This window comes from Streptomyces sp. HUAS YS2, assembly GCF_033343995.1.
Classification (GTDB): Bacteria; Actinomycetota; Actinomycetes; order Streptomycetales; family Streptomycetaceae; genus Streptomyces; species Streptomyces solicathayae.
The window spans coordinates 1-12,982 of record NZ_CP137573.1 but is presented as its reverse complement, the minus strand read 5'-3'; the positions used below and the strand labels follow the sequence as shown (position 1 = coordinate 12,982).

Here is a 12,982-nt window from a genome sequence, read left to right as displayed (position 1 = left end):
TGTGCTGGGCGCCGGACAACCCGGTGGCCGCCGGATCCATGACGGAGTCCATCCGCGGCGGTGGGCCGGGGTGTCCTTCGGGCGCCGTCTGCTGGCAGCGCTGCTCGGACTACGCGTACTCCCGGAAGTACCGAGGCCGGCGGGGATCCGTACGCCGCGCACTTCCGGGCAGCGTGTGGTCGATCGCGCGCGGCCGGGCAGGCGTGAGAGACCAGCTCCGGAGGAAACCGGCGCGGGTGCGTTCGCGTTTGCCGCCGTCCTCGTGCCCGTGCTGGCCGCCGCCGCCGCGGCGATCTTCCTGGTGGTCGGCCATGTCCTGACGACGCTCAATCCAACGGCCTCGTTCGCGAGCACCTTGGTGGCCACGGGCTCGTGGTTCGCGGTGGTCACTGCGGCAGTCGTCCCCGTCGCTGCCGTCGGTCTCCTCATCACCGCCCTGCGCGACAGCTCGACGTCACCGGCGGCCGAGGAGGAGGTCGAGGATCTGCAGGAGGACGTGTCACGGGCCAGAGATGCCTGGCGTCACGCCCTGGTGGAACGCGGCATCCTGCCGTTCCTGCGGGACGCGCTCGCCGACCCGGGTGCCGGTCCTGCCCGACACGCCACGTACCGCTCGCCCAACCACATACCGACAATCGGCTACTCCAGGCCGGACTTCTCCGGGCCGGACCGCGACTCGGCAGCCGGGCCGCGCCCCCTATTCCTCCCCCGACTTCACCTCGCCGGACTTCGGAGGCTCGGAGCCCCGCTCGGAATGACGCGCCTATGGAACGAGCACGGCGGCTCCCGGGAGCCGCCGTGCTCGTTCCATAGGGCAGGCGGTAGTGCAGGTCTGGGGTCACCCCTGAGCAGGGGGTGGCTGATTCCAGGAAGCGTCATCACCGGCCGGCTGCCACGCTTCGAACTTAAGCGGAGCGCGGATCGTGCCCCCGCGTGGGGGGCCTCAGTGACCATCTGTAAGCCTGGACTGAAGCACGGATCTCGTTCGGTACAGGTGCGTCACGACAGCCGCCAGGCGATCTCCTCCCCAGTGGGAGCCAGACTCCAGCAGGCGAGGACTCCCGCTTCCACCACAAAGTCGAGTTCGAGGCTCAAGGCGGATGCAGACAGCCCGCAGATACGTCCCAGGTGCGCCAGGTCAGCGCCGCCTTCGCACCGAGGAGGCAAGGCAAGTGCGTGGAGATACACCGTCAGAAGCTGTCCGGCTGGCCCAAGTCCGCAAGTGCGCCCGTGTCGCGCGGTGCGCAGAGCCCAGTTGGCAGCGCGCCGCCGTGTGGCCCGGCCGGGCATCCCGACCACTGCATCTGTGAACCATCCTTCGTAGGGCATGTCGGGGGCGGTCCGGGCGGCAGAGAAGGGGATCACGCCGAAGGAGACGCTGACCAACGGCATCACGGTGAGCAGATGACGAAGCTGGCCGGCCATCGTCGCGGGGCTGCCGATCCGGTGGCGCAGGACCGCCTCCTCCAGGACGACAGCGAAGCGGTGACCGCCCTCGTAGAGGAAACGGGACCGGGCGACCCTGGACGCGACGGCCTCAGGGACATCGTTGGGCGTGCCCTGGAACGCGGTGATGGACCCCAACAGCGCCGTGGCATAGGCCGGAGTCTGGAAGAACCCGGGCACCACATTGGACGCGTACACGCGCTGGTGTGCCGCCCGCGCGACAGACGCGTTCACGTCCTCCTGAAGCCGGCGCATCCCGTTGCGATGGAGTCTGCGCCACTCCTGGTACATCGAATCAACCGCACGGGCGGTCGCGATCAAGTCCTCCACCTGATCGTCGGCCGATCAGGCGGCGCACCACGCACGGATATCGGCATCCGTCGGCATCGCCTTGGCGCCCTGGATACGGGACGTCTTGGCAGGATGCCAACCGCACAGGACAGACAACTCATCCCCGGTGAGCCCCGCGTCCCTGCGCAGATGGGAAAGGCGCACGGCGAGGGCCTCGCGTGCGGCCTGAGCGCTGGAAGACGGGGAGACGGGCATGAGCTGGCTGTCCTGCGGCGGTCAGACGGTGTACTTCTCGTGATCGACAGCGCGGTCCCACACGGCCTCGAACGCCGAAGCGCACAGAGCGATCACAGCAGGGTCCTCGCTGAACTCCTTGGGCGGGTTGGCCCAGTCGCCTTCACCTGTGAAGATGTTGAACTGCACGATCCGGTCGTCGAACAGCCAGAAGTCTGCGCCCGGCAACGCGATGTCCACAGCCTGGCGCCGCGGCAGCCACCGGACCAACTCGCCGGCACCGATGTTCAGCGGAGTGGAAGCGTGTTCCCACCGGATGTAGTCCGTCACCGGCTCGGAAACGACACGGGCGCGGCGCATCACTACACCCCTGCCGACCGCGTCCCGCACCAGGTCCAGCCAGCCGGGCCACCATCGGGCCGTGGGGTCGAGCTCGAGGGTCCCGGTGCGCTTGAAGCGCTCGAACTCCTCCACCTCGTCGGCCACGGAGTACATGTCGCGCATCTCCAGATGCACGGCGCTGCGGCGTGTGCCGGCCAGGAGGTCAGCGAAGCTCGGCACGCTGTTCCGCGACATCACACGCCTTCCTCAGGATAGGCACCATGCGGGCCGGGATACGGATCACAGTCTCGTGCTCGGGGATACCGACCTTGTGACCCTCGGCCCACTCCGTACCGCCGATCAGCGCCTCCAGGACCTCCTGGGCCTTGACGCCCTGGATCACCAGGTCAGCCGACTGCCGTTCCACCACGCGGTCGGCGATCCCTCGCCCCCTGTGTTGGGGTCGATCCCGATGAACTCTAGGTCCACAACGTGCTCCTAGGCCTAGTCGGTTGCAGGTTCTTGCATGCGACGCTTCCGCAGAAGAGCGGGGCGGTCAAGACCACGAGGAGGGGTGGAGGCTTGCCGGGCTGTGGATCCTCCGGCGCACGATGTGGGAGACCGGCCGATTTCCCAAGCACCCGGCACGGGAGGGCAATGGGCAGGTCCAAGCTCTCCACATGGCGCGCCGTAGTGGGTAAAGCATCGGTAGAGGCCCTTGCTCCCTGCCTTCTGGCCCCGGACAGTTGTCTCCATCGTCGACGTGTGTGAGGGCCTCAGCGAGCGTGAAGCCAGATGCCGCTGTACGTCACGATGGCACCGCCGAGCGCGGTCGCTGTGCCGCGGATCAGGTAGAGGCCGGCCTCGTTGCGCAATCGCCGTGCTCGTGCGGCCCATCGGCTTGTTGAGGACGGGGTGGAGGGTTCCGGGGCTGGGACGTTGCCCGTACGCTCGCCCTTGGACATGAGCCTCTCCTTCATCGGGGATGTTCGGTCTTCTGCAGACGGCTCCCTGCCCACCAGGGGGCCGTCGCCGTTTTCGACGACAACCATGCCGCTGTCCAGTTCTTGAGACGGATCCTGTACCCCAGGGGTGGACGGCAACAACAAAAGCACCCCGAAAGGGCCTCTGACCAGCGAAAACAAGGGTTTGTTGAAATAGGTTTCTGTGGGCTGCACCTGGTCTACGGCCAGCTAATGAGGGGTCAGGTGAGGCGAAGATTGGCCTCAGCGAGGCCGGCCGGGGTCATCTGGGTTCTCATGTGGTGTGATGCCGAGTCACCACGCGCTTTCCTGTGTCTAACTGCGCTTATTCGTGGCAGAGTTGGTGGATGCCTCGAATGCTGCGGATGCCCGGCAAGGATGTGCTGCCGCCTGGGCCCAAGCGCGAGCTCGTTGCAGAGCTCTACGTCCACTATCGGGAAGCCGGGCGGCCCCCGCTTCCGCAGATCGCGGCGCTTACCGCCACGATGCCCAACCCCCACAAGGTGAGCCGAGAAACCGTCCGGCGTCTTCTCACCGGGACGACCACCAGCCAATGGGCGGTCGTCGATGCCCTTTGCGGGCTCTGTGCCAACTGCAGGACAGAGACCCGGATGGCCGGCGCTGGCCCGAGCCGGACGACAACCGCTGGGACGAGGACGATCCGGTGACCTGCCGCGAGTACCTGCGCCAGCTGTGGAACAACGATAGCGACGGCCTCGAGCCGGACGAAGCACCAGCAACGCCCCCTGCCGCACCGGCGAAGACCGCCTCGGGCTGGGGTACCCCGCCACCTACCGGGGCCTCAGCCCGGCAGGCTTCCGGCGGGTGGGGTGGTTCTCCACTGCCTCCAGCAGAAGGTCCCTGGGCTACCAGCCCGCTTCCGAAGGCTCCCGCCCGGCCAACTGCCTACAGCGACGAGCCTCCCTTCTGAACTGGTCTCCACTGCCAGGTTCGCGCCTTGCAGAGTGTGTCTGCAGCAGCGTCGGCGATGCCGGGGACGTTGCTGACCGGCTCACGGACGGGTGGGCAGACGATCCGGGGGCGCTGTTCCACCGTCGCCGCCGTCTTTGTCGGAGTCGGCACCGCGAGAGCGTGACTGGCGGGAGGATGAGCGCTAGGGCCTGTCCGCAATGTCAGCTAGGGAGCCATAGTCGCAGGCAGGCGAGGGTGACCAGGGCTTTGTAGTGGCGGGCTCGTTTGTCGTAGCGGGTGGCGAGGGCCTTGTTCTGCTTGAGCCGGTTGAAACAGCGTTCGACGACGTTGCGGCGCCGGTAGACCTCGCGGTCGAGACGGCACAGGCTCTCGCCTCGCCGGAGGCGTCCGTTGATCTGGTCGACGCGTTCGGGGATGGTGCAGGCGATACCGCGTCTGCGCAGGTAGGAGCGGATCTTGCGGGATGAGTAGCCCTTGTCGCCGACCACCCGTAGCGGTCGGGTGCGGGGCCGGCCGGGCCCGTATCGCTTGATGTGGATGCGGGCCATGACCGGTTCGAACTGCGTGCAGTCGTTGACGTTCCCGCCGGTGATCGTGAAGGCGAGCGGCCGGCCCTGTCCGTCGCAGGCGAGGTGGATCTTTGTGCTCAGTCCGCCGCGGGACCGGCCGAGTGCTTCGCCGGTCCAGGGCCCCCTTTTCGGGCCCCGGCGGCGTGCTGATGGGCCCGCACGATGGTCGAGTCGACGCAGACGATCGACCAGTCGACCTCGCCGATCGCGTCCGAGTGCTGCTGGACGTGGGCCAGGAGCCGGTCCCAGGTTCCGTCCGCTGACCAGCGGCGGAACCGTTCGTAGACGGTCTTCCACGGCCCGTACCGCTCGGGCAGGTCCCGCCAGGCCGCACCCGTGGACAGCTTCCACAGGATTCCGTTGAGGACCTGCCGCCGGTCCCGCACCGGACGACCCATCCGGGGCGGAGCCAGCAACGGCCCGATCACTTCCCAGGCCTGATCAGTCAGTTCATGACGTCGCACCACGAACGGAGTAACGACCGATCGACATTGCGGACACGCCCTAGGACCACACAGCGGGGAGAGAGAACGGGCGGGTGTGTGGACGTGTGAGGTATGCGGCGCCAAGGTGCTTCAGGGCGACGGGGAGACGACGGGAGCGGCGGTGCGCAGGCATGCACGCTCAGCCGGGCATTCGCCGGCGAGTGTCAGCAGGCAGCGGCCAGGCGGGATTGTGCAGCGGTGGCGCACCCCTGAGGAGCGTGAGCAGGAGCGGGAGACAGCCGAAGAGGCTGCGGAGATCGCTTGCATGCGGGAGTTGAACTGGCGGGCGGCCGGGAGTACCGGCGGACGGACACCGCGCGAATTTTCCAGCTCCTCCAGGAACCCCGGCACTGTGCACCGGCAGCCGACTTCGGGTCCCATGCCTTTACCGACACACCCAGTGGCGGCACTCGCGGGCCTGGTAGTCGTCGTGTGTGCCTTTGTGCTCAACGGCTTGGGTGGCGAAGTGTCATGGTGCATGGACCACCCGGACAGCCGAGGCAACAATATGCGGGTTTCTGGAGACTGCGCTCGGATCCTGGAGAACGCGACCGCAATGGAGGCGTTTGCCGCGCACACCTGGGGCTGGGTCCTGCTGGCTGGCCTGGCGTCGTGGGGTGCCGCCGGAGTCTTGTGGTTCAGGCATCAAAGAGAGCAGCCCAGCCGCTTCTACTACACCGAACGCCGCGGGCGGTTGTACCTGCACCGTCGGCTGTGACCGGCCTGACAATGAGCCTGGGAAACCCCGTGGTTCCCCCGGCCTTCCGCCAGTCAATGACCTTGCATTCAGTTGTCCCTGGGGGCTCCCCACTCGCTGTCCACTCCTGCCGCGCCGTGCGGAAACTTGGTACTGCTGGCCGAGGTCGGACGAATCGCGCGTCTCCCGTGTGGCGCGGTCAGGTTGCGGTGAACCCCGTACAGGCGATGTAGCGGTGTGATCCGTCGCCGACCGACCACACCACGGTGTACGTGCCCTGGGCGTAGGAGGCGTCGGCCCCGGAGAAGTCTCCCGGCCAGGTGACGACTGCCGAGGTGTCGGACTGCAGGCTGGCTCGCGCCAGCCGCGACGTTCAATCGGGCACGTACACGCGCGCCAGCACGTCCATCTCCGGCTGGATGGGGTCGAAGTTGCCGTACTTGTTGCGCAGCGAGAGTTCCACCGCGTCCCCAGCCCGAACTTCCCCCGGGGCGACAATTTGCCAGGCCCCGTCGACTTCAGCCGGCTTTCGTGGAGCGCAGTCCACCTCGGTCGGCAGGTAGGCGAACGGAGGCGGCTGCAGCGAGACAGAAGCGGACGGCTCCGGCTCCTCGGCCGGAGCAGAAGAGGAAGGGGCTGCAGCAGCCGAAGGAGTGGGCGAGGTACTCGGGCGACGAACCTCCTGCGCGGACGGCTGCGCCGATGGAGCGACTGCGCGAGGTGAATTGCTTGGCGCTGCTGTCGGCGCCTGGCCGGGCATCCCGGAGGCTTTCACAGTGACAGCTCCGCCGATGGTTCCTGCGACGAGGGCGGCCACAGCGGCCGCCGCAACAACCCCAGGACGCTTTCGCCGCGAGCCAGCGGAGCGCCAGGCGGGATCGTCCTCGTGCGACACGTCCCAAGGGACGCTCGCCAGGTCGAAAGCCAGTGTTGGTTGCTCGCTTGCGGGTGTGACTGCGGTGGCCTGTGCGGCGAGCAGCGTCGAGCAGGCGCGGGCGAGCTCAGCGCCTGTAGGCCGGTTTCCAGGCTGCTTGGCCAGAGCCTGCTCGACCATAGGGAGAAGGTCGCCGGGAAGACCCGAAAGGTCGGGCTCGGCGGACATGATACGGAAGGCCACGGCATCGGGGGCGCCGGAGCCGAACGGGAGGCGGCCTGTGGCCGCATAAGCAACGAGTGCGCCCCAGGCGAAGACGTCTCCTTCAGGCCCCACCACGCCCGTCTGGTAGTGCTCGGGACTGATCCAGCCCGGACTGCCGGTGACGACCCCGGTCCGCGTCACCGATGTGCCGTCCAGGGCGTGGGAGATGCCGAAGTCCAGAACCTTGGGGCCGGAGGGAGAGAGGATGACATTGCCGGGCTTGATGTCGCGGTGGACGATCCCCGCTCCATGCACCGCAGCGAGTGCCGCCGCAGTCCCGGCAGCGAGCGCGTACAGAGGTGCGCCCTGCACGGGGCCGTGCGCATCGAGGTACTGGACGAGCGTCGGCCCGGGCACGAAGGGGGCTGCCAGCCATGGAGTAGTTCCATCGGTGTCGGCATCGTGGACCGGGACCAGGCACGGCCCTGTCACCCTTCGGGAGAGTCGGACCTCGCGTCGGAAGCGTGCCCGGAACTCATCGTTCGCAGCATGCGCAGGGTGGATGACCTTGACAGCCAGGCGTAGCCCAGCGGGATCGACAACCGCGAACACGGCACCCATACCGCCACTCCCGAGCCGGCCGATGACACGCCAGGCACCTATTCGGCGCGGATCTCCAGGGAGCAGCGGCTGGATGCGGCTGGACACGACCGCTCCTTAGGTGTGATCGGCTCGAGCGAGAGACCATGAAATGCTACCGAGCTCGGGATGAACCTGCTGTCGCGGTCCTGACCTCTCCATGGGGAAGCGAGGCATCCCAGGAGGTGCGCGCGCCGCTTCCAGTGAGCCCGAGGAGGTCCTCTCGGGTCAGCTCGGTGGTGTGCACCGACGCGTACGTGGAGCGTGAGGCGATGCTCGAGCACTGGCGCCGCCTTGCTGAGGCGACCTACGAGGTGTGCCAGCGGCGAAAGCCCCGGACGCGATCGCCTCCGGGGCCCGCTGTTGCGTGCTTCGTCTTGTCAGGACAGTGGGGTCGGGCGGCGGGGCGGGGGTACGGCCTTCAGGAGCTCCCAAAGCGGTCGCGAACCGCTCGCCCATTCGGCCAGCACGGTCCGGTCGACCAGGTGCAGTCGTTGGGAATGCGCGAACTCCATGGCGGGCTTGGAGAATTTCCCGTTTGTGACGAGGACGACGACGTCGCCCTTGTGCACCGGCCGGCCGGTGCCGTTGAGGACCTGCAGATCGGGTGTGCCGACCGCGGCCCCGGCCAGTCCGGCCTTGCGGTGTTTGCACTGGATGACCATCGCCGGCCGTACGGGTCGGTCGCTTTCACATCTGCACCGTTGTCTCCCGCGCCGCCGACCTGGACCGCGTTCGCGCACCCGTCCCGCCGCATCAGATCGCGCACCGCATGCTCGAACTCCCGGTGGTGCAGCGCATCGAGCTGCGTCAGCGCGTAGCGCAGGCCCTGTGCCCTCACCCGCTCCCACTGCGCAGCCCGCTGTCGTTTGACCACCCGGACCGCGACGGCTCCAACGACGGCCAGCAGCACAACGACCACGACCACCGGGTGGGCGCTCAGGAAGCGCACCAGGCTCATGAGCACCCCCCACACAAGCAGTAAACCGCCACCTATGACGACGAGCTGCTCCGTACCGGAGCTCTTGCGTGACCGTCGACGAGCAGGTCGCCGCCTCGCAGTCGGTCGTCGGCTCATCGCCCGCTCCCGCTGCGGTCCCACTTGATCGGGTACGACACCGTCGGCGCTGGCCGCGGAGCCGGTTTGGCTCCACCCGGCCACGGGATCGGGTACTTCACCGCAGGAGTGGAGCGGGTGACCGGCCTGGGCCAGCCGGGCCACTTGATCGGATACGTCACCGGCGACGAGGTCCGCGGGCTGGGTAACGGCTCCGTGCCCGCCCCGCTGCCCGCCGACGTACCGGTGTTCCCTAACACCGCCACGGCCACCACAATTCCCACAGCGATAGCTGTCTGCCGCGCCGTTCCCGCTGGCGCCCGCCAGTGTCCTCGGACGACTGTCCCGTCGCTTTTCGTGTACTCCCTGATGTACGGCACGTCGAAGAACCTTCCCCGGTCGTGCTGCGCCTCCCTGCGCAACCGCCCCATCCAAGCACCCGCCACTGACAAGCCGTCACCCCGCGATCACCAATCGTGATCTTGAGATGGAGCGCTGAAGAGAGCGGGGCCTCGCGCTGGTCGGCACAGACGAAGGCTGCCGTATCCGAAGTTGAGGAAGAACGGCCGGGCGGAGCCACGAGGAGTGGACATGGGCCAACATGCGGCCCGGTGCCGGTGGCGCTCCGAGGCGCTTATTCACCAGGCCGGTTTCCTGTGCCGTATGAGGAGTTCGGTGCAGAAGTCCTCCAGGAACTGCTTGCCGCCCGGTCCGGTGAGTTCCCATCCGCCGAAGCGGTCCAGGAGCAGGAAGTCCATGCGCTGCCGGTGCGATACTCCGCCCCACCCCGCCGCCGCCCCAGGACGTACCCGTCCTCGGGGAAGGCCCGCAGCCAGTACTGCGGCACCAGGTGGCGCTCCTTGGCCGTGTTCGCACCCATCCCCGGCCTCTACACCCCCACCGTACCGGCGGGCTCGGACCCCATGTGCGCGGCTGCGGCATCGCGCCAGGGATAGCTGTCCCAGCCGGCGTTCAGGACCGTGTTGTGGGCATGCGTGTGCCCCAACAGGGCCTCGCGCAAGGCGTAGGTGGAGCGCTCGGAGTCGGCGGCCCGCTCCAACAGGAGCCGGCTGACGGGAGCGTCGTCGATGGTGACCATGTCCTCCAGCTCGCTGATGCTGCACACCGTGACCGGCACCGTGGTGGCTGGCAACTGCGGCCGCTGCAGCGGCGCGTTGACGATGTGGAACGGTTCCATCGTGACGATCAGTCCGTGCACGGGCCGGTCTGTGGGCACATCGGCGAACTCCTTCTGTCCGCTGGCGATCAGCGCGGCGGTGTTGTCGATCTGCCCGTAAGCGCGGCCGAGCATCCGGTTCACCTCCTTGGCCCGCTGGTCGGTGGCCAGCCGCAGATGCCGGGTGGGCCGAACCGACTTCACCTCCACCAGCAGCACCAACTCGTCGGTGACGACGATCCAGTCGACACTGCGCGCCCGGTTGCGTCCGTAGACGATCTCAGGCCGGACCACGGCGTCGGACAGCAACTGCAGCTGGCGGCCGACGTAGGCCTCGAACAGGTTGCCGAGGTCCTGGGCGAAGGCGTCCCCGTAGCGGGCGACGCCGGTGTAGTAGATGCCCAGCGGGCTGGCCTTGGCCGGGATCAAGTGGCTGACGGGGGCGAGAAGACCCGGGACCATAGCCCCTCACGAAGGGGGTACCGCGCAGCGGGTTGTACTCGAAGCGGCGCAGGAGCGGATCAGTGGTCATGCAGGTCCGGGTGTTGTCCTCCCGGAAGGTGGCCGCGTCGGTCACGAAAAGCTGCTCAGTCACCGAGATGATTGTGGCGGCCGGGACCTCCGCACAGATACGACGCGCGTCTGCTTCCCGCAGCGAGTCCGGGTCGAACCGGCCAGCGCGACTGATCGCCGATGCCCACAGCAGCTGGGCGATCCCGACGTACTGAGACAGGCTCGCACCCAGCAACTCCTCCTCCCAACCCGGACGCAGACACCGCGCCTCACGCGTTGCCGCGGTCTGCGTGAGCATGGCCGCGGCCCGCGCCAGCTCCTGGAAGACCGGCTCTTGGAACGTCATCTGCTCCCCGGAGGTGCGCAGCAAGAACCGGCCCAGAGCGTCCTCATCGCTGTCATGGTCGTAGAGGTAGTGGTCCTCCAGCTGCGAGTACATGTCCAAGATCTTCAGCAGATCCGCATCGCCAGCGTCCTTGCGGTACTCGTTTCCGCACGCCAGCGAGACCCGGGCGGCATCAGCAAGCGCCCACGGCGTGTACTTGCGGTACGGACTCTGAAGCCACGACGACTCCAGCGAATACGCCGCCGAGGCGCGCGCGATCAGCGGCAGCAGGGCACTCGGCCGGTGCCTGCGTACCCGTGCCACATAGTCCCGGTCCCTTGTCGCCCCACTGCCTCGTGTCCGCATCATGGGCTCAAGGATCGCGCTCCCGACCGTACGCTGTCCTGCCCATTACCTCCCGGCCCCGCGCCCCCCCCCGGCGATCACACACTGTCTGGCTCACGCCCGGCCCCCGTTTGCTCGCGTAGTGTGCGGATCCACGTCTCCATGAAGCCGGCCGCGTCCCGCTGCAGCTTCTCCAGCTCGTCGTCGGTGAGGTCGTCGCCCCAGGCTTCCGTCCGCCGCTACTCGGCCTCTTCTCCGTCACGCAACTGCCGGACGGCCAGGAGCTGGCCCGCGCGACGGCCGACGAGCAGCAGCCCACGGCGCCCGCGAGCAGGGTCAGCACCAGGGGGATCGGGCGCTGAAAGGACGGCGAGTACGGTCACCGCGGCGACCACGGTGACGACGGCCGCCTCGCCCACACCGAGCCTGCCGGTGGTGGCCTCGGCCGGGGCCACCGGCCGGGCGCCAGCGGGTTCGGCGGTGGACGTGGGCATGACGGGGCCTCCAGACGATGCGGCGGGACGTCCGCGGTCCGGGGCCGTGCCCGGCGCGGTGAGCCGATGGTGGCAACGCCCGCCCCGCTCCCGCGACCTCCACAAACCCGTGCCCGGACCCGACGTTCCTTCCCTCTTGCAGCGCGAAGCTGCAGGCCAGCCGGGGAAGTGAGCAGATCCTGTCCACGGCTCATGGACCCGCTCCTCACACCCAGCACTGTCCTCCTCGGCGCGTCGTACGGCAGCCGGGGCTGCGCTCAGCGCAACACAGGTGCGAGTTGCACTGAACACGGCATCAGGGCGTGACGTGGGCGCCGTCGAGCCGTCGGTGCACCATCGACAGCGTCGTGAGCAGTTCCAGCAGTTCCTCGTCGGTGACCGTGCGGTGCAGCCGTGGCTCGTGCGCGGCCGGGTTGCGGTACATGCTGAACAGGCCCTTGACCAGGTTCGCCAGCCCCTTCTGCTCATCCAGCTCGGGCTCCGTGGCGTTCGCGCTGACGGCCACCCGGGCCGTGCTGTGGCCCGGCATGAGTACCGCGTCGACCAGGCGGGCCCTGGCCGGTGAGCTGCCGTAGCCGGTCGGCCACCGACTTGACCGCCGTGGAAGGGGTTCTTGGCCAGGATCTCCACCCGCCCGCCCGGGTTTTACCCCCACCGCATCCCCAGCTCGGACAGTTCCTCGACCCGCTCGGGCGCCAGCCGTGCCCGGCGAGAGCGGCTGTTGGCGATAAACACCCCGAGCGCGTGCTCGTCCCCGCCGACCTTCTCGACATGCCGGTGGGGCACTTCCAGGTGCCCTTCCCGTTCCCGGTACTGGCGGGCAGCAGCCAGGTTGGCTGCCCACACTTCCGCCCGCGTGCGCCGCGGCGCCGCCACGCCTCGCTCGCTGTCCTGAAGGGGGCCGAGTCCGAGTGTTTCCCGCAGCAGCCATTGCTGCGCCACCTCGAGGCTGTCCCACTGGCGCCTCTGCCGGCCGGCCCACTGTCCTAGGTCCTCTCCTTGGACCACCACCTGTCCCGGCTCATGGGGCAGAGCCTGCCCGCTCTGGATGTGGAGGCGGGCGAGGTGGAAGCACCGCTGCCAGGCAACTGACCAGGAAGGGCACCACGACGGGTCGATGTTCTCCAGGGCATGCCGCCGGGTAGTACTCAGCGCACCCGCTCCTTGCGTGTCCTTGTCCTGCCGCGCGGCCGCTCGCTGGTTCTTCAGCCATACCCCCACCGCGTACCCCTCCCACATGGCATCGGCCGGCGCCAACAGATGCCCGTGCTCATCCGCCCACCCGCCTGCCGCCGACAGCCCCTCGGCGAACGCGACCTCGGCATGCGACCAGATCATGCCGAGCTCCTCCAACTGCCCCACCCGCTCCCGGCTCAGCTCCCCACGCGCATGGGC

The 12,982-nt window shown here is 68.4% G+C and carries 6 protein-coding genes and 5 pseudogenes; 1 reads left to right on the top strand and 10 read right to left on the bottom strand.

Annotated features, from left to right (window positions below; all coding sequences use genetic code 11):
- Positions 1–226: 226 nt before the first annotated feature.
- A pseudogene (locus tag R2D22_RS00055) lies at positions 227–758 on the top strand (hypothetical protein); the annotation flags it as partial.
- 550 nt (positions 759–1,308) lie between these two features.
- Here the strand turns inward: R2D22_RS00055 and R2D22_RS00050 are convergent.
- From R2D22_RS00050 to R2D22_RS00005, 10 genes and pseudogenes are all read right to left on the bottom strand, one after another.
- A pseudogene (locus R2D22_RS00050) lies at positions 1,309–1,992 on the bottom strand (helix-turn-helix domain-containing protein); the annotation flags it as partial.
- Positions 1,993–2,013: 21 nt separating this feature from the next.
- Positions 2,014–2,547, bottom strand: coding sequence for a DUF6879 family protein (locus R2D22_RS00045; RefSeq protein ID WP_318099935.1), 534 nt, complete (start codon positions 2,545–2,547; stop codon positions 2,014–2,016).
- Positions 2,516–2,781, bottom strand: a pseudogene (locus tag R2D22_RS00040) (hypothetical protein). Before R2D22_RS00040 ends, R2D22_RS00045 begins: the two are co-directional and overlap by 32 nt.
- A gap of 1,627 nt (positions 2,782–4,408) precedes the next feature.
- Positions 4,409–5,175: pseudogene (locus tag R2D22_RS00035) on the bottom strand (IS5 family transposase).
- Positions 5,176–6,332: 1,157 nt separating this feature from the next.
- The gene (locus R2D22_RS00030) at positions 6,333–7,745 is read right to left on the bottom strand and encodes a serine/threonine-protein kinase (protein WP_318099934.1); all 1,413 of its coding nucleotides are present in this window, start codon (positions 7,743–7,745) and stop codon (positions 6,333–6,335) included.
- Positions 7,746–8,056: 311 nt separating this feature from the next.
- A pseudogene (locus R2D22_RS36050) lies at positions 8,057–8,433 on the bottom strand (restriction endonuclease).
- A 1,189-nt stretch (positions 8,434–9,622) separates the two neighbouring features.
- Positions 9,623–10,372, bottom strand: coding sequence for a hypothetical protein (locus R2D22_RS00020; protein WP_318099931.1), 750 nt, complete (start codon positions 10,370–10,372; stop codon positions 9,623–9,625).
- 960 nt (positions 10,373–11,332) lie between these two features.
- Complete coding sequence (locus R2D22_RS00015; protein WP_318099929.1) at positions 11,333–11,587, bottom strand: hypothetical protein; 255 nt, start codon at positions 11,585–11,587, stop codon at positions 11,333–11,335.
- Between the two features lie 295 nt (positions 11,588–11,882).
- Positions 11,883–12,242: a TIGR02391 family protein gene (locus tag R2D22_RS00010; protein ID WP_318099927.1), complete on the bottom strand. Its 360-nt coding sequence runs from the start codon at positions 12,240–12,242 to the stop codon at positions 11,883–11,885.
- The coding region (locus tag R2D22_RS00005; RefSeq protein WP_318099925.1) for a helicase associated domain-containing protein at positions 12,233–12,982 on the bottom strand (750 nt) is incomplete at its 5' end. The genes R2D22_RS00010 and R2D22_RS00005, both read right to left, overlap by 10 nt.

Bases quoted from the DNA above. Each gene is read 5' to 3' on its own strand.
- R2D22_RS00015 (WP_318099929.1), bottom strand. From the start codon at position 11,587: ATGCCCACGTCCACCGCCGAACCCGCTGGCGCCCGGCCGGTGGCCCCG.
- R2D22_RS00020 (WP_318099931.1), bottom strand. From the start codon at position 10,372: ATGGTCCCGGGTCTTCTCGCCCCCGTCAGCCACTTGATCCCGGCCAAG.
- R2D22_RS00045 (WP_318099935.1), bottom strand. From the start codon at position 2,547: ATGTCGCGGAACAGCGTGCCGAGCTTCGCTGACCTCCTGGCCGGCACA.